The organism is Halogranum amylolyticum, assembly GCF_900110465.1.
In the GTDB taxonomy this organism is placed as follows: domain Archaea; phylum Halobacteriota; class Halobacteria; order Halobacteriales; family Haloferacaceae; genus Halogranum; species Halogranum amylolyticum.
Map to the genome: position 1 here is coordinate 20,158 of NZ_FODV01000027.1, position 23,454 is coordinate 43,611.

Below are 23,454 nucleotides of genomic sequence, written 5' to 3' on the forward strand. Positions count from 1 at the left end.
TGTTCACGGTTTGCAGAGCAGTTAAGATTACTTCCACTTTCGAAGATTGCGGCCGACCATCAACCGACTCGTGTACTCTCCCTGTTTATTGCTACATCTCTTTAACTCAGTGAATCAGTGAATTTGTGAATCTATGAATCACTGATTACTGTCTTGGGCTGCTAGTTCGCGAATCTTCTCTTTCGTTTCTTCCCGGTGTTCACCAAACGCCACTTCGAAGATCCCACGGTAGAAATGCTTGTTCTTCTCGAGGATGATGTTCTCTCGTTTCAACTGTTTTTTGAGCCGGGTAAACGTGACCTCGATATCCTCGCTTTGTTCGGGCTCGACGTAGATCGTCGCCGAATCCCAATCCTTGCGAATATTCAACGGCTCTTCAGTGCTCTCGCTTTCCTCCTCGGTTGTTGAATCAACTTCAGCTGAGGAGTCTGTCTTCTTCTGCTTCGACCGATTAGTAATCGCAGCTGTCCGATCTTGGGTTTCGGATTCCGATAGAGCCTCTGTAGTACTCTCGTCGTCAGTGTCGGCTTCCTCCGCGTTCGTTTCATCTGAAGGGTCTTCGAACCGCTCATCCATTCCTCGGGGCATTTATGCCTCCACCTGCGCCTTATCGAAGGCACGTTCCATCGTCTCTGCGATTTCCAAGAAGAGGTCACGCTCTACCTGTTGATCGTTCGCGTCCTCCCACTCGAAAATATCGCGGCCGTTGTCCCAGGCGCGTTGAATCGCCACTCGCATTGGGAGTTTGAAAATCGGTGCCATCGACGCGAAGGATTCGTTGAACGCGTTCAGGAATTTCTTCGACTGGCCATCATCTCTGTACATGTTCGCCAGTAGCCCAACGATTGCAATCTCAATCTGCTGGTTATCCTCGATAGACTCCAGTTGGTCCCATAGATCATCGAGTGCATCTCGTGATGTTGCCTGGGTTTGTGCAGCAAGGAAGACGTTCTGCGCCGCGATGAACGCTGCGTCAGTCAAAACTGATAGGTCTGGTGGACAGTCGATTACAATAAAATCGTAATCGTAACCGTCGTCAACCAGTTCCTTGAGAGCAACTTTCAGTGCGAAGCGGGCACTTGCGTCATCCATCCAATCCCGTGCGAGCCCCATGTCCTTGTGACTCGGAACCAGATCGAAGTTCAGATGCTCATACTCATCGCTCTGGATGAGGACTTCTGAAAGAGTTGTATCGTGCGTACGCGGGTTATCCACAAGGACGTCGAGGAGATTCCCATCGTCAGTAACGAGTGTATTTGGCAAGTCGTTTTTCGGATTTGAGGGGTCGTTGTTGTCGCCTGGACCTAGCCCGAGCCCTTTCGTCATATCGGCCTGTGGGTCCATATCGATCGCGAGGACGTCGTGGCCACGAGTGGCCAATGCCGCTGCACTGTTAATTGTCGCTGTTGTCTTCCCAGTCCCGCCTTTCTGATTGCCAAAAGCAACCGTTGGAATTCCGGTCGATGGTGTGACGCCCCATCCACGAGGTGTTTCGGCCATACTCTAATCACTGAATCACTGAATCATAAATCTACGTCAGACACTTTCTGGTGTTTTCTATTCTTATTCCGTCGATTCCACCGCTTAGACTGCCAATGTTGGCGTATTCTCAATCCCGTTCTTGATTCAGTGATTCACTGACTCATTGAGTCAAATTTATTCGTGGTTTCTAGATTTGTGGACTCATTGAATCATTGACTCTATGTTTCATTGATTCAGTGATTTGTGGATTCATTGATTCTATACTGTCCGAGGCTCATCTTGATTCGGGATTCAGTGAGTTCTTGATTCAGTGGTTTGTGAATTCATTGATTCTATACTGTCCGAGGCTCATCTTGATTCGGGATTCAGTGAGTTCTTGATTCAGTGGTTTGTGAATTCATTGAATCAATGAACCAATGATTCTAGATATTAAGGAATATAAGATGTATTGAATCCATGACTCATTGACTTATGATATCCGTTCGATTGGACTCTACTCAATGAGTCTCCGATTCCATTATTCAAAGAATCATGGAATCTAAAACTCATGGACTCCATGATTCAAAGATTATTCCTTTTTAGACACGGGTATCAGCTGTTAACCTCTTCAAACGCAGCGGTGAGCTGTTCACGCATATACTCGCGCCGCAGTTTGCGCGCACGCGTGTCCGAGAGATAGTTCTGTAGGACGACATCGGCACTCGCACTTCCTTGTTCGGCGGCAATCTCGTCGAGACTTCCGAGCACGACGTCGAGTGACGACGAATATGCGTCGTACCAGAATCGACGTCCCATCTTCGGCGATGGGTTTTCACCGTCGATTGTCTCGGGCAATCCAGCACGATCGGCAAGCTGTCTGAACCGGTTCCAGACTGTCCAACGTGAAATGTGTCCTCCCGACGCGTGCGGCGACGGAAAGAGATAGCCATTCCACTCGTCGCTGTCGGCAGCCGCAGCGAGGCGGTCCTCGAGGACTTCCCGCCCATAGAGAAGCGACACCTCCCCGGGGCCGTTCTTCCGCTCTTCGAAGGTGATGAACGGGACGTCCTCGTCATTCGGATCGAGAACGAACTGTCGAGTGTGGAGTCGAGCGACCTCACCTGGTCGAAGCCCCCACGCACAGAGTGCGAGTACGAGTAGTCGCTCTTCGGCATCGGTTGCTGTCTGGTAGAGTGCTCGAACGTGCTCTACGTCGAGACAGGGTGTATCGGCGTCGCTGCCACCGTTCCCGTTCGACCAGTCGAACTCGTCGTCGAGACCGTCGGCAGGATTGATGGCGGCCCATTTTCGCCGCACTAAATGCGCGTACCAGTTCGAGACTGCGAGATGGATGCGACGTTTGGTCTGTCCGCCGTCGAGGTCGTCGTGAAGTCGATCGAACGCCGCCCAGCAGGCATCGACCGCTTTGTAGGCCGGGACATCACTCTCGCGTGCGATTGGCGTCACAAGATCATCCGTCTCGTTCTCGTCGCGATAGGCATTGACGTAGCGGTTCAACCGATAGCGAAGGGTATCGATCGACGACTCGGCGAGTCCTTTACGCTCGCGACGTGAGGACAGGAATGACTCGAGTGCTTCGATGGTCCGTTCGTGGTTGGTCGCCCAGTTGTAACCTGTCTCTTCAGGCTTGAGCCCGAGGTCGTCGGACCAGAAGTCTCCGAACGTGATGTCGTGGTACTCTCGAAGGGTGTAGAGCAGCGGCCGGAAGTCGTGTTCGCGCAACCAACTGTGCGTTGGCTTCTCCTGTGTTGAATCGAGGCCATCAGCTTCCATGGCTGGAGCGATAACGGCCCAGTATGCGTCGACGAGTTCCTCGCGCTTGAGGAGCGTCCACGAAACGTCGTCGACATCGTTCCACTCTCGGTTTTGTGGTGTATTTGTGGGCTCACTCACGGTGGACACCCCACCGTTTCCAGTAAAGTTGGGCCCGAATCCGGGGGAAACGCCCTGCTGAGGGGGTTCTTGATTTTAAGCTCGTCATTTTCTGGGTAGAGAGACTTTCAGTCGGATATAGTATATGTTTTGGGGACTCACTGACGGTGACAGTCTGTGTGAACACCGGAAATAGGCAATCCGAACGGTTTCTCGCAGGTAAACTCCATGTCGCTACATGAAATATGGGAGAATACGATCCTCGCGTTCGGAGCCCGTAATCTGCTTTGAGACGAGTAGTTCACATTCAGATTCGAGAGTGTCTGAAAAGCCCGCATGGAATCGAACTCCCAATCACAGAGCACCGAGCTCTACGAATGTATCGGTTGTGTATGCCTATCTTTCTCGCCTGACAAACAGAGACGGTTGAAAGTAGAAAGACACTAAGATTCACATAGCCAGCGTCGTAAAGTGCATTACAATACTAGTATTGTAACTATTGCTGTGCTCTAACTATCTACTGCTGAGATATTTTTGAGAACGCCGATAGCGGCTGCCAAGAGTATTGGAATACTTGATTCGCCTCTCAAGTCTCGTGTTGAATAGATGCTGAGTCATGGTTATAGCGGTTTACACAGCGGTTCTATGCTGATGAGGACGAACACAGGATGATTTCGATAGAACTGTCGATACCAGCTGAGCGCTCGCACGGCATCGCCGAGCAAGCGTTTCGTGTCGAGTAGGAGGCCGCAATCATCCAGCGCTGAGAGTATCTGGATGAGTACGTTATGTCATACCGTAAGCGGTGTCGACCCACGCTGTAAGATGAGTGGATCGACACCGAGGCCGTAGAACTCGTATTTAGTGACCCAGCTGTAGAAAGCTTTGTCCGCTGCAACGGACAGCAGGCCGTCCGCGCTCCGGCAGACGACCTGCGGCCCGGTCTTCGTATCGTGTTTCCACCGAGCAGAGATAGGGACGTCAAGGACAGCAATAGACTCTAGGTCAGTTGACATCGTGACTTTCAGTGTTTGAACGGTACTTCCTGATCGCTTAGTACGACGAGGCAGAGCAGCGGTCGAAGAACGTGCTGTCGAGTGCGGCGTGGCCAGACTGCGGGTGTTGCTGCGCTGAAACGCGCAGCAACGCCTGCCATACCTACATTTTCAGCCGGTCGAACGACTTGTAGACCGTGCTGTAGTCCGGGAGATCGTCCCTGACTGTAGGGATAGATTCGCCTCATGACCGACCCAATTGGGAATCTGAGTAAAACTAATCCAACAGTGTTGGATAACTCTGAATTGTAAATTATCAATTGATTGTCTACTTTCTGATATCCTGTAACGACTAGTCGGTCGAGGTCGGTCACCAAAACATTGGTAACCCAGGAGTGGAAACACCTGATTGCAATGGTAACAGAGTATGGTAACTATGTCGGTGGAGAGTGGACCGACTCGGTATCCGGCGAGACCTTCGAGGTACGGAACCCCGCGGAGAGCAGTGAAATCGTCAGTCGGTTTCAGGATTCGACGGTCAGTGACGCCGAGAGCGCGATCGACACCGCAGTCGCAGCACAAAACGACTGGGCGACAGTGCCTGGCCCCGAACGCGGCAGTGTCCTGAACCAGGCGTCGCAAGCGCTTGAAGACCGGAAAGCGGAGGCGACAGAGACGCTCGTCCGCGAAGAGGGGAAGGCATGGTCAGAGGCCGCTGGCGAGGTCCAGCGCGCCATCGACATCTTCGCCTACTACGCACAGAAGGCATTCGACCTCGGCGGCGTTGTCAAGTCTTCCAGTGGACGAGACAAAGAGCTCTCGACCAGACAAGAGCCTCTGGGAACGGTCACCCTCATCACACCTTGGAACTACCCCATCGCTATCCCGGCGTGGAAGCTCGCACCGGCGCTGGCGGCGGGCAACACCGTCGTCGCCAAGCCGGCGTCAGTAGCTCCCAACTCGACACGGATTCTCTTCGAGTGTCTTGACGAGGCAGGCCTTCCCGACGGCGTCGCGAACTACGTGACGGGCTCAGGGAGTGTCCTCGGCGACCCATTGACCACCCACGAGGACATCGATGGCGTTTCGTTCACTGGCAGCACCAGCGTTGGAACGAGCGTTGCACAGGCCGCAGCGGAGGGACTCAAGCGCGTCCAGTGTGAGATGGGTGGGAAGAACCCAACCATCGTCATGCCGAGTGCTGATATCGAGGAAGCCGTTGAAGCGGTCGGTATTGGTGCATTCGGGACGACCGGCCAGTCCTGTACGGCTGCTTCACGGGCAATCGTCCACGAGCAGGTGTACGACGAGTTCATTGAGGCAATTGCCGAGTACGCCGAATCGCTCGACGTTGGCCCCGGCCTCGATGACCCGGATGTCGGCCCACACGTCTCGAAAGGCGAACTCGAATCGACCCTCGACTACATCGACGTGGGGAAATCCGAAGGTGCAACATTGGAAGCCGGCGGCGAACAGCTCACCGGAGAGACGTACGACAACGGGTACTACGTGCGGCCGACGGTCTTCTCTGACGTGGATAACGACATGCGCATCGCGCAGGAGGAGATATTCGGACCGGTCCTGTCAGTGATTCGGGCCGGCGACTTCGAGGAAGCGCTGGCGCTTGCGAACGATACCGACTACGGTCTGTCTGCCAGCATCATCACGCAAGATCTCACCGAGGCGAACGAGTTCCTCGACCGTATCGAGGCCGGCGTCGCCAAGGTGAACGAGAAGACGACCGGGCTCGAACTCCACGTCCCCTTCGGCGGGTATAAGCAGTCGTCGACGAACACGTACCGCGAGCAGGGCGATGCCGGTCTCGACTTCTTTACGGCCACGAAGACCGTCTATCGGAACTACTGAACAAACCGCGCAGCCTATTCAGTGGACTTGCGGTACACGGCCCACGGACGGACATAACGAGCGGAACTAACCTCCGTCCCGTGTAACCGTCCAACACGGACGGAGGTTTTATGAGGAATCACAGCAACCATGTAGTTGATGCCGTTAGCAGAAAGCGAGGTTAAGGAGCGACTTCGGGGTGTTGCCGCCGGGCTTCTTACACCGTTCGACAAGACTGGAGATATCGAATACTGGAAGATTACTGAGAATGCGGAGTCACTGTACGAGAGTGGCCTCCGGACGTTCCTCGCGGCCGCGAACATAAGTGAATATCACTCGTTGTCGCAGACCGAACGGACAAAGGTCACTGAGGCGAGCCTCGAAGGAGTACCGTCCGACGCGTGTGTGTTAGCTGGAGTCGGCGGCAGTACTGACGCAGCTCAAGAGCTCGTTCACGCCTATGACCGTCTCGGCGTCGACGCACATATGGTCATGCCACCGGACCACACTTACGTCCACGAACTCGGTCTATTGGACTACTTCGACAAAATCGCCGCCGAGACGGACACGCCGTTTGTCCCGTACATCCGCGGCTTCGACCCATCGGTTGAGTTCCTCGCCGACCTCACGCGACTAGAAAATGTTGTCGGAATAAAGTATGCGATAAAGAACCCGGTCAAGCTTGGTGCGGCGATCGCTGCTGGAGCTGACGACGTGGTCTGGGTCAACGGGCTCGCCGAACCGTACGCAGTGAGCTATTGGGCCGAGGGAATCGAGGGGTTCTCTGCGGGCGTCAGCAACTTCCGGCCGGAGGTCGGTCTGGAACTATTCGATGCCCTCACTACCGGTGATTGGGAGCGCGCGCGTTTGCTTCGGAACGCCTGTCTTCCGTACCAAAACTTCCGGGACCGACCCGGACAGAACAACACGCTCAGCGGGGCAGTTAGCGTCCCAGCAGTGAAGTTGGGTCTCGAACTCGCTGGCCTCCACGGAGGGGATGTCAGAGAGCCGATTCGACCGCTTGCACCCGAGGAAGAAGCCGAACTCGAAGAAATCTACCACCGATTGGACGACGACATCGAACGACTCATCGGTTGAGTGAATTCGGACGGACGCATCGAAGCGGTGGGTAGTCGTGCGTCGACACTGTCTTTTCTACGCATACGCGAGAAACGTGAAAGCTCGCAGTGAGGAGTGGCGGTCTTAGTAGGACGAACGCGGAGAAACGACGATGAGCGAGCGTTAGCTACGCTGGACACTGTCGACGACACCGCGGAGATAGCCGATGGTGAACCCGCGTGCGCGGTGACGCCAGTCGTCGTCACCCTCCATTTTCGGGACGTGGTCGGGGATGACCACCCCGTCGAATCCAACGTCGTCGAGCGTCTCGACGACCTCGGTAGTGTTGAAGTTCCCCTCATCGACGAACGTCTCGTTGAACTTCGGGACGGTGCCGACGACGTCGCGGAAGTGGATGAAGACTATCTTGTCGTCCTCGGCGAAGCGTCGAACTACCGCGTTCGCATCCTCACCCATCTGAGAGAAACAGCCGAGACAGAGCTTCAGGCCGTGGCTATCGCTTGGGACAAGCTCCATTGCACGTTCGAAATTCTCGACGTTGCGGAAGAGTCGGGGAATGCCACCCAACGACTCAATGACCGGCGGGTCAACCGGATGGAGCGCCATCCTGACCCCAGCCTCCTCGGCGACGGGGAGCACTTCCTGCAGGAATCCTTCATAGTTGTCCCAGAATTCATCCTCGGTGTACTCGCGATCAATCCCTGGGGCGAGCGCGTCGGGATTGTCGACCTCATCAAGGTTGAAAGCGGTCCCCTCGGCCCCACCACGGAGTTCCACTGGTGTCGTCCGCATCGGGACAACCCCACGGGGATTCCACTGATAACCCAGAACCGGGATGTCTGCCTCGCCGAGGTTGCGAAGCAGCGTCTTGATCTGGTCGAGCGCCTCTTTTTCCCCCTCGCGTCCGAACATGATATCACCGTAAAGCGAGTACGGCAGCGACTGGATGCCAGTGAGCGTCAAGCCGTGGGACTCAACACGCTCTTTGGCCGCTTCCAACTCTGCAACCGAAGGAATGGCATCCCGGCCGACAGCAACAGTGTCCGCGCCGTCGCGGTCGTTAAACTCGTCAGGTTCCTCCTCGGTGTCGGCGTGATCGACGAAGATGTCGGTTGCACCCAGTTGGCGGATGTACCGCAGTCGAGCGTCCGAAAGCGTCCGTGTTCGCACACCGACTCGGATGGTTCTTGCAGTTTCATCACTCTGATGAATAGTGGGCTCAGTCATGTAAGTATACTCCACGCTGAGCCAATATAAAATTCGGGGTTGGAGTGCGTACTGCTCACTTGTCAGAGACGGCTGTCCGTCTCGAGGTGGTTCACCAAAATCGATCGGCAGCCCGTCGTGCTCATTTGGATCTGTAAGATCGCTCCCCTGACTGAGGGATCCGGTACTTCGAGAGTTGGTATCGATTTGGGAGTGCTCAACGGCTTTCGTTGGGTGCCGGTGTTTTCAGAGACGAAGACCACTGTCTCTGACGGAAACCGCCTTACGATACCATGAAAGGGGCGATGGTTGCTGTTCGGAAACTGAACCCGTGTCCGTCAGTCACTTGCAGATGCAGCGCCCAAGCCTGACTTCGTCCGACCGATCAACCAGAATCCGTATAGGGCGACAGCGATCATCCCAAGAAGGATTCCGGCGATTCGGAGCATCCCGAGACGGCCATACATACCGATGAGAGGGTCGGGAGCGAATGGAGAGAGCGCGAAACCACCGTACATGAACATCGTGATACCACTGAGGGCGCGTCCGCGGTATCTCTTGTCGACGATTGATGCAACCCAGTCGTTCGCAGTCGGTAGGAAGACACCGAAGCCAACCGCTGAACAAAGGACACCGGCGTAGACTAGCCCGAATGCATCGAACGTGGTGATGATTAGGAACCCTGCCGACGCGATAGTGAAGGCGATCGCCAATATCGCCACGTGCGAGAGAAATTGCTTAAACTTACCATACAGTAAGGCCATAACGAATGCAACGGCGTAGACGGTGGACAGCATAAATCCGACCATCGAGTCACTCACCCCAAGGTCCGCAGTGAGGTAGAACGGAACCTCGATGTTGATGAGATTGATTGTGAGCATCCCGAGAAGGACAAGTGCGTAGATCGATATCAGCAACCAAGCTGGATTATCACGAACGATGTTAACTGCCGCTTCGATTCTCCCGACTTTCTCACTGTTGGTCTCTTGGGTTACTTCTGGCTCAGAGATGTAACGAAGGATGAACGGCACGAACAGGAGTGCACCGGCGAATACGAGGAAGATATACCGCCACCCGAGGGTGCTAGCAATATATCCGCCGAGCAGCGAAGCAACGACACCTCCTCCCGACGATGCCGCGCTAAAGTACCCCATAACTGATTCGCGACGCTTTCCCGAGTAGTAGTCCGCGATGAGTGTCGGAACCGTGACCATGAGCGATCCAACAGCGATCCCATCGAAGACCCGCGTCAGGAGGATCAGGTAGATCGAGTCGAGGAAGAACGCCATGCTCGTCGCGACTCCATACGTGATGACGCCCAAAAGCAGGACAGGCTTCCTGGCATACTTATCGAGGAGATATCCCGTGAGTGGTGCCACGATCAGCACGATCCACGCCGAGAGAGAACTGACAAGCTGTGCGAGCGTTTCTGAGTTCGGTACGTGTGAATACGTGTTCTGGATCGCCGGGATTGTGGGGTTGATCAATGCCCCGGAAAACGCCGGGACCAACGCAATAAGTACGAGCGTGAGTAATCTCCCGTACGTGACTGATTGGTTTTTTGCTGACATTTTTGGTTAGTCTCCTACCACTTCAGAGTGGTAACGCTATCTGATTTGGCCACTATACAGTGGGGCAGCATACACTATCATCATCAATAACACCATTGATAAATGTTGTGCATTAGCTTCACGCTCCCTCGAACATCGCGACCCGGCTGATTTCACGAGTACGATCGTCTCGGTCGGTGACAGCCAAAATCCATAGATAATAGCGTCACATCGCCTTCTCTGTCGTGCTCTTATCACGACTTCCCCTGTCGGACACCCACAAGTTCGATGGACCATCGGACTACAGACTGAGGCCAGCGTTGGGGAGACAGTAACGGATTATACGCTATTCACCCACCGAGCGCAAGAAGAGTTTCCAAGCTCAGCGTCTACCGAACCCATATCCGAGAGGAAGTGAGAAAGATTGCTAACTCGAAAACGCGCGATAAATTGGGTATGTGACAACTGCCATATTATTCACACCCTGGTACAAGTCAATCGAGCCACATCACGCCTGCTCGAGGAGGCCTTTGATGTACCCAATGGCGAAGAGTCGGCCGTTCGTGTGGTAACCGGGGTTGGAATTGTCTTCGCCGGCCATTGTCGGCACGTGGTCGGGTCGGAGCGGGACGTCCTCGTCGACAGCCTCCTGATACGCACGCATTGCTTCGAGCATGTCAGTCGGCCCGTCGTCGTGCCACGTTTCGACGAAGTTGTCCGCTTCTCCACGAACGTCTCGGAAGTGAATGAAGTTGATCCGGTCGCCAAAGTGCCGAATCGTAGCTGGAACGTCGACACCCATCGCCGCGAAGTTCCCCTGACAGAAGGTGATACCGTTGTGTGGACTGTCGTACGCGTCGAGAACGCGTTCGTACGCCTCGGGACTGTTCACGATGCGCGGAACGCCTTGGACGGATTCGATGGGCGGGTCGTCGGGATGCAGTGCCAGTTTGACACCCGCTTCTTCGGCGACGGGCGTAACCTCCTCTAGAAAGTATTCGATTGCTTCCCACAGTTGGTCCCGCGTCACGGTCTCGTCAGTACCGTTGCCGGTCATTTTGGCATCGTTATAGCCGGTGACGAGTGACTCACCACGAGATTCGATATGTGCGCCAGTGCGGGCCCAGCGGACTTTCGCCATCCAGTCATAGCAGACCACGGGAATCCCAACGCTGCCGCAGTCTCTCAAAAAGCGTTTGAACCGATCAATATCCTCGTCTCGCCCTGGTTTTCCGAGGCGGATACGGTCCGTCAGTGGGATACTACCCTCGATTACGCTGAGCTCTAAGTCGACCTCTTGAAGCCAGTTTGAAAGGTGGAGGAGTTCGTTGTAGTCCCAGTCTGATTTCCCGTTGCCGATCTCTAACGGGTGGATGACGGCCTGTTCGACGCCCATCTGTCTCGCGAGTTGCCACCGAGTGTCTGGACCCGGCGGTAGGATCAAAGCTGGCTGAACCATGCACTTACAAAAATTACACAACGGTATATATCTTTTGCACACATCTCCTGCAATTCTATTGTATTCTGTGCTGTGAGTCCTTCTACCTGGGACATACTGGCGTCGGGCCTCCAACAGACTTTTTCCCATCTCGATTTGCACCCCACCTCGTCCAATACTGTTGGTACTAGTTAGCCATTGCAACTGCCGCTATCAACCGTGGTATCCGAGTAGTACAGACCGTTTAGACTGTGGGTGTTACAAATATAGCTTTGTAATATCTGTACTCTCAACCTTGTCAACAGTATTGGATTGATCTATCTCGCTACGTGATTTCGGTTGAGGGTAAGACGGATCGTTCGAAATTCTGGTACCTGGTGTGGGTTGCAAACATGAATCCAATAGATATCTCGCTGACGTGTAACTTTTCTACACGTTCGATCACGCCTCCGTTGATACCACCAAAAATTATTAGTATTATCGACAATGACTGTGACGGTGTAGCATGACTGCCCAAAGTGGCGTACAACGACGAAGAGTCATCCAAGCAATGGGTGCGGCCGGTGTCGGTCTTTCAATTGCAGGATGTACCAGCAACGGTGGAGATGGTTCAACCACAAATACCGGTGGTAACCGTTCCAGTGGATCGACGACGGTTACGATGAACCTCCTCAGCCGTACACCGAAGAACGCCGTCGAACAGTTCGAGTCGATGTTGCATGAGGCGGGACTGTCTGAGGATATCAGCGTTGAGGTCAGCACAAAGTCACCCGGAACGCTCGAAGACCAGTATCGACAGTGGCTCAACGCAGGTCGTGGCAAACCGGATATCCTGACCATGGACGTCGGATGGTCGATTCCGTTCATCCGCCGTGGTCAACTCCTCAACCTCAGTGAACATCTCCCAGAGGATACGTTACAGACGATAGAAGACGACTTTAACGATGCCAGCGTTGATTCGAGTCGAGGACGGGAGGGCGACATCTTCGGCGTTCCGTTCATGTTTGACGTCCGAGGACAGTATTACCGTCGAGATCTCGCAAAGGAGGCCGGATACGATCCCGAAGGCGAGAATTGGAGCACTGAGCCAATGTCGTGGGCGCAGTTCTCTCAGATTACGGCGGATGTTCAGCGACAACAGGGTCTCGAGTACGGCATCACGATGCCCTTCGAGCTCTCACAGACGGTAACTTGCTGTACGTTCAACGCAATCATGTCACAGTGGGGTGGCGCGTACTTTGGTGGCCGAGATTACTTGTTCGGTCCTGTCGGTGACCGCCCTGTCACTGTTGACGAAGAACAGGTTCTGGATGCTCTCCGGATGCTCCGAACGCTTATGTACGGACACGACGACCAGCACGCACTTGACGACCAGTCGTTCGCTGGTGGTGTCATCCCCACGGACGTCCTCGGCTGGCGGTACACCAAGGACCTCGACGCGTTCCTTGGTGGTAATGCGTTCTCATACACCGCCGGGCTTCCTGCGATCGCCCAGTTGGGTGCCTCCGACGACAACTTCGGTGAGAACGTCACCGAGAAAGTCGGGATGATTCCGAAGCCGTACGGCATCACGGAAGCTGACTCAAAGCATCAAGGTATCGGTGGAACGATGTCTCCCCTTGCTGGGTACAACCTCTCGATCAACCCGAACTCCAACAGTCGGGAGGCGGCCATCGAGGTGATTCAGACGATGATGAAAGACGAGTTCCTCACGAAATGGTTCAACGTTTCAGGATATCTCCCTCCGAAGACTGCGCTCCTACAGTCGGACGCAGTCACGAGTCATCCACTGCTCGGACAGTACATGGACACGCTTTCAGTCATGGCCGAGAACGTCATTCCCCGTCCAGTCACACCGATCTACTTCCAGGAGTCGAAGGTTATCTCACAAGAGGTTCACAACGTTGTCTCCCAAAATAAGGCTCCCAAACAGGGGATGACCGACCTAAAAACGCAATTACAAGACATTGAGGAGAGCTATGGCCAGTAGTCGATCCACAGCCCAGCAGTCGTCGATTGTTCCGAATAGGATGTGGAGCATCGGAAACTCTGTCAACGACTGGGTAGAGAACCTTTCAGAGACGAAGTTCGCGTATCTCGTGCTTGCGCCAACCCTCATCATCTTCGGAGCGATAGCGCTGTGGCCGATTGTCTTCACCTTCCAGACATCGATGTTTGCGGATAGCTTCAGCCAGTTCCGTGGTGGATTCGTTGCTCTCGAGAACTATGTCTCTATCCTGACTGGTAGCCGAGACCCGATGCTTGTCCGTCCATTCATCGACCTGAGCCGACCATTCCAAAGCGTTCTCCCGACGACACTCATCTTCACGGTGGTCAGTGTTGTGTTCATTACAGCACTCGGGTTCATCCAGGCGCTTGTCCTGAACAAGACCTTCCGTGGGCGTTCTGTCGTTCGTACGGCAGTCTTGATTCCATGGGCAGTCCCGATCGTCATCCAAGGGATGATCTTCTATCTCCTGTTCATCCCTGGTGGCTTCGGAACCCAGTTGCTCAACGATCTCGGCCTTGTCGGTCCGCGGCCACTCAGCAGCAGTGCCTCGACAGTCGGCATCGTGACGCTAGCAGCCATCTGGAAGCGGTCGGCGTATGTCGCACTCATCGTCCTCGCTGGGCTCCAGAGTATCGACGAGCACCTCTACGACGTGGCCCGCGTGGCGGGTGCTTCTCGGTGGCAACAGTTCCGGATGATTACGTTGCCACAGGCGATCCCCGTGTTGATGATTGCGATGCTCTTGACATCTATCGGCTCGATGCGTATCTACGGACAGATCGATGCTATCTCCAATTGTAGCACGATGCCGTCGATAACGTGCGCGGTGGTCGGTACGTTCAACGGCAGCCTCTACGGTACCGCATCAGCGTTAGCTGTCCTCACCGCAGTGCTAATTGGATTGGTTTCGTTGATTTACCTCGGTGTGCTTAGCAGATCGAGAACGGGGGGGTTCTGAGATGGCTGTTGACTCGTCGACTGACGACGGGAAATCGAAGGCTAGCCGGTGGTTTGCCATCGGCCTTGCAGACTCGGACGTGACCTTCCGGTACACGTTTTACGCGACTACGGCGACGATTCTGCTCGTCTCATTGTTCCCATTCTACTATCTCGCCATGCTTGCACTCTCTGAGCCTGGGAACACGACGGCGGCTGGACTACTTCCTGCCGGTTTCGATCCGAGTTCGTTCGTCCAGGCCTTTGAGGTGGTTCCGTTCCACCTCTACATGCGAAACAGCCTCATCATCGCGACAGGCGTCACTGCGTTCGTACTCGTGTTCGCGAGTCTGGCGGGGTACACGTTCGGCCGGATGAAGTTCCGGGGGAAGCGGCCGCTCTTCCTCCTCTTGATTTCTGTCTCGTACTTCCCCGGGGCGACGTTTATCGTCGGCCTGTTCAAACTGCTGACCGGCAACGTGACTGTTCTTGGTGTCAGTAGCCCGAACCTGTTCAACACGCCTGCAGCCGTCGGTTTACCATTGACCGCACTATCGCTCCCGTTTGCGATTCTCCTCTTGACAACGTTCTACGGACAGATTCCCGACGGCTTAGAAGACGCTGCCCGTGTCACTGGTTCCACTAGAATCGGTGCGCTCTACCGTATCATCGCACCACTCTCCGCACCTGGACTTGTCACCGCAGGCATTCTCACCTTCATTACTGCATACAACGAGTTCTTCTTCTCACAGCTGATGACGACCGGCTCGGTACAGGACTGGTCACCAATCGTCTGGGGATTACTCAGATACCAAACGGAGGTCTCGGTGCGATACGATCTGATGGCAGCGGCGAGTCTCATCGGCGTCGTCCCTGTCGCACTCATTGTCCTCCTCGCACAGCGAAAGATCGTGAGTGGCCTCACATCGGGGTCGCTCAAGGGATGACACTGAACTCACAAATAACACCACTATGACTCACCTCAAACTTGAAAACGTAACGAAGCGGTACAGTGACGTCGTTGCTGTCAACGGCGTGGATATCGACATCGAAGAAGGCGAATTCGTCTCGCTCATCGGCCCATCCGGCTGCGGTAAGTCGACGACGCTCAAGACCATTTCCGGGCTGACGAAGCCGTCCGATGGTCTCATCGAGATCGCCGGACGGGACGTGACGAACCTCCCACCGAAAGACAGGGATATCGCGATGGTCTTTCAGAACATCGCGCTGTTCCCCCACATGTCTGTCCGGGAGAACATCACGTTCGGCCTCCGACTGAAGAACTATGATTCGGAAGAGATCGCAAAGAGGGTCGACGAGGCAGCAGAGATTCTCCAGATCGAGGGGATGCTCGATCGGATGCCCGATGAACTGTCCGGTGGACAACGACAGCGCGTCGCTATCGGTCGTGCCATCGTAATGGACCCAGAGGTATTCCTGATGGACGAACCGCTTGCGAACTTGGATGCGAAGCTCCGCGTCCATATGCGTACAGAACTGCAGCGGCTCCAGCAAGAACTCGGCGTCACAACGGTGTACGTTACGCACGATCAGGCGGAGGCGATGACGATGTCCGACCGTGTCGCTATCATCAACAGCGGCGAACTCCAACAGTTTGCTCCACCGCTGGAGTGTTACAATTATCCCACAAACTTGTTCGTTGCAGGGTTCATCGGGTCGCCAAGTATGCGATTCGTCCCCGGTATCATCGAGGGCGACTCGTTCAGTGGCCAGGGAATAGATATGAACTTACCGCTCTTCTCGGATATCCCGGTCGAAGCTAGTGCAGAAGTGACGCTCGGGGTTCGACCAGAAGACGTCTACCAGCGAGATAGCGCACCTGTTGAGGAAACTACAGACCCGATCGCACTGCAGGTTGACGTCGTCCAGCCTATGGGCAATGAACTTGTCGTCTATCTCCGTCCGGACGATTCGTCGTTCGGATTCGACACGCAGTCCGAGAATACGGAAGCGCCAGCATCAGGCGGAAATCAGCTACTCATGACGACAGAACCGAACGCAGCCCTCGAACCCGGGCAGTCCATCGAAGTCGTCCTCGATCGACAGAAGATCCACCTCTTCGACTCCGAGACAGGGACTGCGTTGGTCCACGGTGTCGAACCACCGGCTGAGTCAATCTCGAAGTGAGCCTCATGCACCCGGCTCACTGACTCACAGCGTCGCTATTTCGTTTCGTGGGCTTCGTTCCGATATCGGTTGTACCGATACCAACCTTTTTGAGAGCGTGTGAATCATACTTTTCTGTGTCCGTAGAAACGATACTACTTGGCGCCAGCGATCAGGATGTCGAACAGCTCACCGACGTCGCCATCGAGGTTGCGAAGCCGCTCGACGCGACCGTCGTCGTCGCTCATATACTCCCCACGGAGGTTAGTTCATCCACCAACACGAGCCCTGTCGTTGGAACACTCTCCCCGTATGTGGTTTCGGAAAACGAATATGAAACGTTGCTCGACGAACACTCGGTTGATGACTATCCACCTGATGAATATGCTGCCACCAACCTAGTCAGTGAGCTGTCATCAGTTCGGGAGATTACTACCCGGTTAGACGATGCTGACGTTGAGTACGACGTACGTGGTGCGGTTGGTGATCCAGGTGAGGGACTTGTCGCACTCACAAACGAGCTTGATGCTGACCGGGTTATCATCAGTGGACGGCGACGCTCGCCAACAGGAAAGGCACTCTTCGGGAGCGTCACGCAGTCCGTTCTGCTAAATTCTCCGTGCCCGGTCACGTTCGTGCGAGTTGATTGATCGAGGCGACCCAAATCGACAGCGCTCTCGATTGTTTTTCTGACTAACCCTGAACGAACACTGATGTGGTTGGACTCTCGGTTTTACCTGTAGAAAGGCGCTAAGGTCCCCTCTTCAACGAACGAGCGAAGCGAGTGAGCAGGGAGGGGAAGTAGCGTTCACAAGAGTGAAGCTCTTGTGTGCGAACGAGACACGGGACGTCTCGTTAACGTCGCACAGTTCCCTAACACGTCTGGTGCTCGACTCACAGGCCCACGCAATCGTCCCCTTTATTCGAGGTGTCCGGATTGGTAGAACTCCCGGAGAACGTGGAAGGCCTTCTTTTTCCGTCCGTGTTGGTCCAGCACGCCCTTTCGGTTGTAGCCCCGCTGGAACTCGTTCTGCCGCATGGGCGCGCGGAAGTCGAAGAGGATCCACGGCGATATCCCGACAATTTGATCGCTGTCTGCGACTGCACTCGTCTGGCCACGGTAAATCGCCGCTTGGTACTCCTCGGTCCAGCGTTCGTCTTCGTCGCCGTGATGTCCCCATTTCGCTCCACCACCAGTCTCCGAGATAACTACTGGAGTACCGTTCGGATCCTCCTGGAAGTGCTTCATGTTGTCCGAGTCCCCGTAGTACCAACCGTGGTACTCGTTGATTCCGATGACGTCGAGATGCTCTTCGAGTGGATCTTTGAGAACGAGTCCCTCGTCATCGTCCTCGTCGACAAAGCAGGCTGCAGTCACGAGTCTACTGCTGTCGAGTTCGCGGACGTAGTCGGCCATCTGCGGGAGCACCTTATTTCTGGTGTCATTGGTATGGTCCGTCTCGTTCGCAATCGACCACAGTATCACCGACGCTCGGTTCCAGTCACGCTGGATGAGTTCGCGGAGCTGCTGTCGGTACAGTTCCTGTACGTCTTCGTCGCCGAAGTTGATGTCCCAGTATGCGGGAACCTCTTCCCACAGCAGTATCCCTTCCTTGTCGGCCGTCCGTGCCATCTCCTCGGTGTGGGGGTAATGAGCCAGTCTGGCGAAATTACAGCCGAGTTCGTTAATCCACTGGAACCGAGTCGCCACGTCCTCGGAGTCGAGTGCACGGCCTTTCCCGGCGACTTCTTCGTGCAGTGCAATCCCACGCAGCTGGAGTGACTCTCCGTTCAGGAGAATGTCGCCATCGGCCGCGTGTACCTCTCGTAGTCCAACCTCATCGACGACAGCATCGTCGTCGGTAGCCACTCGAATCGTGTACAGCTGTGGGTCCGACGGTTCCCACAACGAGACCTCGTCCGCGGTGAACGATAGTGAACCAGTAAATTCATCACTCTTGTCGGCAGGTGTTAGTTCGAATTCACGGTCTAGTTCGGGGAACGAGACGGAGACCGCTGTCTCTGTCTGCGGATTGTCGACCCAAGCGGACACGTGCACGTTGACTTCGTCGTCGAGCGAGGTCTCGACCTTGTAATTTCGGACGAACGTCTGTGGAACGGTTACGAGTTCCACGGATCGGTTGATTCCTCCGAAGTTGAACCAGTCTGTCCCCTCGTTCGGGATGCCATCCTCGTACCGCTGGTTGTCCGCCTGTACGACAATCGTGTTCTCGCCGTCCTGAAGCGTCTCGGTAACTTCGAAACTAAACGGCGTGTACCCTCCCTCGTGAGTCCCCAACAGCTCCCCGTTGAGCCACACCTTGGCTTTGTAGTTAACCGCACCGAACCGAAGAAATGACCTGGCACCGGATTGTTCGGTGTCGCAATCGAAAGACTTCGCAAACCAGACCCAGCCTTCGTAGTGGCGGAATTCAGGTAGCTCTTCACCCCAGCTAGATGGTATCTCGACAGACCGCCCGTCGTGGATATTGAAGTCGCATGGCTCGTTCTCGACAGAGGCCTCCGGTTCGTAGATCGGTTTCGGTGCAAACCCGGTGGGCATATCGTCCTCACCATCTCCGAAGAAGTCCTCGAAGTACCCCTCGAAGTTCTCGTATTGGTCTGGAATCGCTTGCCACGTTCCATCGAGTGACGTTGTCTCTCGTGGGTATGCTAGCAACTGCATGCTTCTCCATAACAAAAGCATGCTATTAAATATTGTGTCGAACAGCGAGGGACTACCAACTACTCTTATACTATACCTGCCCAGGTTGAATCAGAGCTACCTACTGGTCGGTATCCACTGCATACAAACTGGCTCTGGAATGGATAGGCGCTCTTCTACTGGAGTCAACGTTCCAGTACCGGGATCGATGCTCAATACGTTAATCGTGTTGCTGTGTCTGTTCTCTACGTAGAGGAACTTTCCTTGTGGGTCAATGGTAAAGTGACGAGGCCATTTCCCACCAGTCGGTGTAAAGTCAACACTAGAGAGACCGCCGTCATCAATCGCGAATGTAGCAATTGAGTCGTGCCCGCGATTCGATGCAAACACGAACTCTCCTGAGGGATGAGCGACGATTTCAGCGGTCTTATTCTCTCCTTGATAATCTGGAGGAAGCGTGGAGACTGTTGCACGTTCAACTAACCCACCAGTCGACTGGCGGTCGAAAGTAACAATTGTCGAGTTGAGCTCGTTGATCAGATACATCTGCTGACCATGGGAACTGAATGAAACATGACGTGGACCTGAGCCTGGTGTAACCTCGATCACCTGATGCTGTATAAGCGCTCCTTCAGCTGTATTGACTTCATAGATTACGACCTCGTCGGTACCGAGGTCGGGGACATAAGCGAATTGTCCATCTGGGCCGAGAGTAATCGAATGTGGGTGCGGCTGACTTTGGCGTTCTGCATTGATACTAGAGCCGGAGTGATTGACAACCGCAGTAGGAGAGCCGATATCTCCGCTATCATCAATCGGTAACATCGAGACGGCACCCCCGTGGTAATGTGCCACGAGTAAAAATTCCCCATTGGAACTCACACTGCAGTGACATGGGCTAAGTGCTCCACTCGGAGCAGAGCCAACCGGGCGTAATTCACCTGTCTCGTGATTGACCTCGAGGACCCTAATACGTCCTTCATCGTCCTCACGCACAGCGGCGTAAATATACCTGCCACTGGGGTGGGACGCGACAAACGTTGGATCAGGCCCGACCACTGTTCCGTCGAGAAGTTCGAGAGCTCCTGTTTTAGTGTCTATCTCTACGGTATACACTCCTTCTGTGTCTGAAGCACTATACGTTCCTACCGCTGCTAGATATGATTCTTGCGCCACAAGACATGACTTATACTCTGCTCTATTTGTTGTTTGGGGTTCTTGTAGACGTGCTGTAGGCTATTGCTCGAAGTCACGTTGGGGGTTCGTTCCACTCTTCACCGTTATCTTGGGGGTGATAGCCGATTTGATCGTGCGAATGCTGTATCGAGAACCACCGACGATCGTTATTACTGACACCATGGAAAATAGAAGATTCCACTGTCTCGTCTTCGAGGCAACATTCGATCAGATGGGCAAAATCACGACGAGAATTCCAAGTCGCTTTTGTTCGGTCAACTATCCGATGATACTCCTCTGTTCCTCGTTCGATATTGCCTTGTTCGACCTGTTGCTCTGCTGCTCCATACGGATGATCAAACTGTCTTGGAAGCACCGTACAGATACGCAGTGCGTAGAACTGTGACGGATAGTCGTAAGTCTCGGTGTAATAGTGACCTAAATCTTCGCCAAAGGACTTCGTCGCACCATAGTACGAATCAGGGCGAGTGGGGTCAGAAGGCTCAAGTTTGAGGGGGTAATCAGGTTGATAAATCTCTGGTGCATGTTCTTTCTCATATCCGCCCATCACGTGATTCGTCGATCCAAACACGAACGAGCCGACCTCAGCGTCTCGAGCAGCTTCGAGCACGTTGTACATTCCGGTGATGTTGGGTACTAGTACATCATCCCAGGATCCATCCGTATATGGATACGCTGCAAGATGGATAACGGCATCTTGACCGTCAAACGCGGGACGAATGTCTTCATAGTTAGCAATGTCCGCGACGTAGGTGTCGAACTCTCCATACCGATGGTGCGATGGTCGGTCAGACCGATTCAGATACGTGAAATTGTAGTCTGGATTCTCATGTAGGTGATCGATGATTGCGGTCCCACATCGACCGTAGGCACCTGTAACTAGGATGTTCACAGCTATCAATATCCAAAACCTCATAAATAAACTTTCGGTGTGATGTTCTCTCGGCTAGAAACCGCTATCCAACACCACTGAAATGGCTGTTGAATACAAATAGTACCTATTGTTTGAATAGAGTCTGCTAACCATGCTAAGTTCTGCGCCTGCATCGGAAAGAGAGAAGTTCGTTCCGCGGAACGAGTCCCGGTTCGTGAATTCGTCAGTGAGTGTTCGATACTGGATTGTCTTCAAAGCCTGTCTTATCGGATGATTCCACCCGATGTTGAGCGTCGTCAATGTATGCTGACGTCATTCTAAGGGACTAACCGACGTCACAAGCTAACCGACACCGACCATCTAATCGAGAAATCTCATGTATTGGCCATTGTTTGCATTGAGTCTAACAGTATTAGACCTGTCCGTCCAGTTAAGACACGGTAATGGCATTCCTCGCTTAGTGGTTGACCGGCATGTATTGAATCAAAAATGAATATGGCTTTTCGATACGCCTCCGCCGGGCACCAACTACTTGCTGGGTTCATACTTGCCAATATTGTTGGATGGCGGTTTTTAGAACAATTTTCCATGATATACTCTGATGGTGCCGGAAAATATAGTCCTGCTACTCTGGAGATTACAATACTATTTCTGTAATGAACAGCTGCTTCTCCGTTATAATTCTGTCTCCGTAATTTCGGCAGCTAGCCGACTACATCTCCCCCACAGATTGGGAAAGTGGAGCGATACCATGATCTTCACCTTCTATGTTCGATTCTTGGCAAACCACTCTGTCTAATAATATTGGACCAATCGGGGTCACCACCTGTCTGCCTCATTGTTGGAAGGCGTCCATCCGTTGAATTCTGTACAACATGAGCCAGCGGCCCACGTACTGTCCAATGTCGTAGATGGATACATCGAGACAACTTGGTCCAGAACCACTGTCCTACTACGGACTCAGGTGTTGACTTCTAGTTCTCACGGGCGACGGTTTTTTATATTCGCACGCACAACCAACCCAATATGGAATTTGTTGGTGACAACTATCTACTTGAATCAGATTCTGCGAAAGAAGTGTATGCAGAAATCGAGTCACTTCCGATCGTAGATCCGCACAACCACGCTAATTTGGCAGAAATCGTAAACAACGACGGATGGAATGACATTTGGGAAGTTGAAGGAGAGACGGACCACTACGTCTGGTCAGTGATGCGAAAGAGGGGAGTTCCAGAGCGCAAAATCACTGGCGGAGCTTCGAACAAAGAAAAGTGGCTTGCTCTGGCGGAAATCTTCCCTGAACTAGCAGGAAACCCAACATACGAATGGATTCATCTGGATCTGAAGCGACGATTTGGAATCGATGAGCCCATCTCAGCGAAGACTGCTAAAGATATCTGGTGGAGAACTAAAGACCAGCTGTCTAAACCATCGATGAAGCCCCAACAACTTCTCACGGAGATGAACGTTGAGGTGCTTTGTACCACAGACGATCCCACTTCTGATCTCGCGAACCACGAGAAGGCAGAGACAGCGATTGATGGGATTCAAACGAGACCAACGTGGCGTGTTGATCGGGTCATGCATGTGGGTGAGGCAAACTGGCACGAGTTCGTAGATGAACTAGCGTCTGCCACCGGTATCGACACGTCAGATCTTAACGGATTTTTAGATGCACTGGCAAGAACACACGACTACTTCGATAAACGCGGATGTCGAGCAAGCGATCTCAGTCTCAAAGAAGTGGTGTCTCGGTCGGTAAGCCGACAGCGCGCGCGGGAAGTCTACCAAAACGCGATTGATGGAGCGAAGCTATCTCACCGGGACGTAACGGATTTCAGGGCGTTCATGCTCGAGAAGATTGGAGAACTCAACAGAAAAAAAGACTGGGTAACACAGCTTCACATCGGACCTGTGCGTGATTACCGGGAGTCGCTGTACGAGCGTGTTGGTGCCGACGCTGGTGGGGACGTCTCAACGCAGACGGTTGAGCTAACCGAGAACCTGAAGTACTTTTTGAATACGTTTGACGGTGAGACAGAGATAGTCCTCTACACCGTTGACCCGACTCACTATCCGACACTAGTGTTCCGTCAATCGTCAATTGAGGGGTAGAGTCGATACAATTTGATGCGAGCATCTTCGGTTGTGAATTGCCAGTTAATCTGAGACTTCT

At 53.8% G+C, this 23,454-nt stretch carries 17 protein-coding genes and 1 pseudogene; 8 read left to right on the top strand and 10 right to left on the bottom strand.

All coding sequences use genetic code 11. From position 1 onward, the window contains the following. Nucleotides 1–138: 138 nt before the first annotated feature. The 4 genes and pseudogenes from BSG17_RS23190 to BSG17_RS23205 form a co-directional block, all read right to left on the bottom strand. Entirely contained in the window at nt 139–576 is a 438-nt protein-coding gene (locus BSG17_RS23190; RefSeq protein WP_170864935.1) for a DUF8160 family protein, read from the bottom strand. Between the two features lie 12 nt (nt 577–588). Beyond that, nucleotides 589–1,500: a ParA family protein gene (locus tag BSG17_RS23195; RefSeq protein WP_089827761.1), complete on the bottom strand. Its 912-nt coding sequence runs from the start codon at nt 1,498–1,500 to the stop codon at nt 589–591. Nucleotides 1,501–2,073: 573 nt separating this feature from the next. Beyond that, nucleotides 2,074–3,375, bottom strand: a complete 1,302-nt coding sequence (locus BSG17_RS23200) for a tyrosine-type recombinase/integrase (protein ID WP_089827762.1) — start codon at nt 3,373–3,375, stop codon at nt 2,074–2,076. 599 nt (nt 3,376–3,974) lie between these two features. Then, a pseudogene (locus BSG17_RS23205) lies at nt 3,975–4,572 on the bottom strand (transposase); the annotation flags it as partial. A 191-nt stretch (nt 4,573–4,763) separates the two neighbouring features. Here BSG17_RS23205 and xacF point away from each other — a divergent pair. Next, nucleotides 4,764–6,215: a 2,5-dioxovalerate dehydrogenase gene (gene xacF / locus BSG17_RS23210; protein WP_089827763.1), complete on the top strand. Its 1,452-nt coding sequence runs from the start codon at nt 4,764–4,766 to the stop codon at nt 6,213–6,215. 138 nt (nt 6,216–6,353) lie between these two features. Further along, nucleotides 6,354–7,292: a dihydrodipicolinate synthase family protein gene (locus tag BSG17_RS23215; RefSeq protein WP_089827764.1), complete on the top strand. Its 939-nt coding sequence runs from the start codon at nt 6,354–6,356 to the stop codon at nt 7,290–7,292. A gap of 144 nt (nt 7,293–7,436) precedes the next feature. Here BSG17_RS23215 and BSG17_RS23220 read toward each other — a convergent pair whose 3' ends face one another. The 3 genes from BSG17_RS23220 to BSG17_RS23230 form a co-directional block, all read right to left on the bottom strand. Next, nucleotides 7,437–8,501, bottom strand: a complete 1,065-nt coding sequence (locus tag BSG17_RS23220; protein ID WP_089827765.1) for a mannonate dehydratase — start codon at nt 8,499–8,501, stop codon at nt 7,437–7,439. 317 nt (nt 8,502–8,818) lie between these two features. After that, nucleotides 8,819–10,051 carry an MFS transporter gene (locus tag BSG17_RS23225; protein ID WP_089827766.1) on the bottom strand — a complete coding sequence of 411 codons (1,233 nt, stop codon included), beginning with the start codon at nt 10,049–10,051 and terminating at the stop codon, nt 8,819–8,821. Between the two features lie 487 nt (nt 10,052–10,538). Beyond that, nucleotides 10,539–11,489 carry a mannonate dehydratase gene (locus BSG17_RS23230; RefSeq protein ID WP_089827767.1) on the bottom strand — a complete coding sequence of 317 codons (951 nt, stop codon included), beginning with the start codon at nt 11,487–11,489 and terminating at the stop codon, nt 10,539–10,541. Between the two features lie 529 nt (nt 11,490–12,018). Between BSG17_RS23230 and BSG17_RS23235 the strand changes: the two genes are divergently transcribed. The 5 genes from BSG17_RS23235 (at nt 12,019) to BSG17_RS23255 (ending at nt 17,192) form a co-directional block, all read left to right on the top strand. Next, the gene (locus BSG17_RS23235) at nt 12,019–13,458 is read left to right on the top strand and encodes an ABC transporter substrate-binding protein (protein ID WP_170864936.1); all 1,440 of its coding nucleotides are present in this window, start codon (nt 12,019–12,021) and stop codon (nt 13,456–13,458) included. Further along, complete coding sequence (locus BSG17_RS23240) at nt 13,448–14,437, top strand: ABC transporter permease subunit (RefSeq protein ID WP_089827769.1); 990 nt, start codon at nt 13,448–13,450, stop codon at nt 14,435–14,437. The genes BSG17_RS23235 and BSG17_RS23240 overlap by 11 nt, the downstream gene beginning before the upstream one ends. 1 nt (nt 14,438) lies before the next feature. Next, nucleotides 14,439–15,362, top strand: a complete 924-nt coding sequence (locus BSG17_RS23245) for a carbohydrate ABC transporter permease (protein ID WP_089827770.1) — start codon at nt 14,439–14,441, stop codon at nt 15,360–15,362. 25 nt (nt 15,363–15,387) lie between these two features. Further along, the gene (locus tag BSG17_RS23250; RefSeq protein WP_089827771.1) at nt 15,388–16,563 is read left to right on the top strand and encodes an ABC transporter ATP-binding protein; all 1,176 of its coding nucleotides are present in this window, start codon (nt 15,388–15,390) and stop codon (nt 16,561–16,563) included. Between the two features lie 116 nt (nt 16,564–16,679). Next, nucleotides 16,680–17,192: a universal stress protein gene (locus BSG17_RS23255; RefSeq protein WP_089827772.1), complete on the top strand. Its 513-nt coding sequence runs from the start codon at nt 16,680–16,682 to the stop codon at nt 17,190–17,192. 269 nt (nt 17,193–17,461) lie between these two features. On the opposite strand, the gene BSG17_RS23260 is transcribed toward BSG17_RS23255, so the two are convergent. The 3 genes from BSG17_RS23260 to BSG17_RS23270 form a co-directional block, all read right to left on the bottom strand. Next, on the bottom strand, nt 17,462–19,228 hold the full coding sequence (locus tag BSG17_RS23260) for a glycoside hydrolase family 2 protein (protein WP_089827777.1): 1,767 nt from the start codon (nt 19,226–19,228) through the stop codon (nt 17,462–17,464). A gap of 96 nt (nt 19,229–19,324) precedes the next feature. After that, nucleotides 19,325–20,383 (bottom strand): lactonase family protein, encoded by a 1,059-nt coding sequence (locus tag BSG17_RS23265; RefSeq protein ID WP_089827773.1) that lies wholly within the window; start codon nt 20,381–20,383, stop codon nt 19,325–19,327. A 73-nt stretch (nt 20,384–20,456) separates the two neighbouring features. Then, nucleotides 20,457–21,296, bottom strand: coding sequence for an NAD-dependent epimerase/dehydratase family protein (locus BSG17_RS23270; protein ID WP_089827778.1), 840 nt, complete (start codon nt 21,294–21,296; stop codon nt 20,457–20,459). 1,008 nt (nt 21,297–22,304) lie between these two features. On the opposite strand from BSG17_RS23270, the gene BSG17_RS23275 reads away from it, so the two are divergent. After that, nucleotides 22,305–23,393 (top strand): glucuronate isomerase, encoded by a 1,089-nt coding sequence (locus tag BSG17_RS23275; RefSeq protein ID WP_089827774.1) that lies wholly within the window; start codon nt 22,305–22,307, stop codon nt 23,391–23,393. The last annotated feature ends 61 nt before the right edge of the window (nt 23,394–23,454 follow it).

Bases quoted from the DNA above. Each gene is read 5' to 3' on its own strand.
- BSG17_RS23235 (WP_170864936.1), top strand. From the start codon at position 12,019: ATGGGTGCGGCCGGTGTCGGTCTTTCAATTGCAGGATGTACCAGCAAC.
- BSG17_RS23250 (WP_089827771.1), top strand. From the start codon at position 15,388: ATGACTCACCTCAAACTTGAAAACGTAACGAAGCGGTACAGTGACGTC.
- BSG17_RS23260 (WP_089827777.1), bottom strand. From the start codon at position 19,228: ATGCAGTTGCTAGCATACCCACGAGAGACAACGTCACTCGATGGAACG.
- BSG17_RS23275 (WP_089827774.1), top strand. From the start codon at position 22,305: ATGGAATTTGTTGGTGACAACTATCTACTTGAATCAGATTCTGCGAAA.
- BSG17_RS23215 (WP_089827764.1), top strand. From the start codon at position 6,354: ATGCCGTTAGCAGAAAGCGAGGTTAAGGAGCGACTTCGGGGTGTTGCC.
- BSG17_RS23225 (WP_089827766.1), bottom strand. From the start codon at position 10,051: ATGTCAGCAAAAAACCAATCAGTCACGTACGGGAGATTACTCACGCTC.
- xacF (WP_089827763.1), top strand. From the start codon at position 4,764: ATGGTAACAGAGTATGGTAACTATGTCGGTGGAGAGTGGACCGACTCG.
- BSG17_RS23240 (WP_089827769.1), top strand. From the start codon at position 13,448: ATGGCCAGTAGTCGATCCACAGCCCAGCAGTCGTCGATTGTTCCGAAT.
- BSG17_RS23190 (WP_170864935.1), bottom strand. From the start codon at position 576: ATGGATGAGCGGTTCGAAGACCCTTCAGATGAAACGAACGCGGAGGAA.
- BSG17_RS23245 (WP_089827770.1), top strand. From the start codon at position 14,439: ATGGCTGTTGACTCGTCGACTGACGACGGGAAATCGAAGGCTAGCCGG.
- BSG17_RS23230 (WP_089827767.1), bottom strand. From the start codon at position 11,489: ATGGTTCAGCCAGCTTTGATCCTACCGCCGGGTCCAGACACTCGGTGG.
- BSG17_RS23220 (WP_089827765.1), bottom strand. From the start codon at position 8,501: ATGACTGAGCCCACTATTCATCAGAGTGATGAAACTGCAAGAACCATC.
- BSG17_RS23195 (WP_089827761.1), bottom strand. From the start codon at position 1,500: ATGGCCGAAACACCTCGTGGATGGGGCGTCACACCATCGACCGGAATT.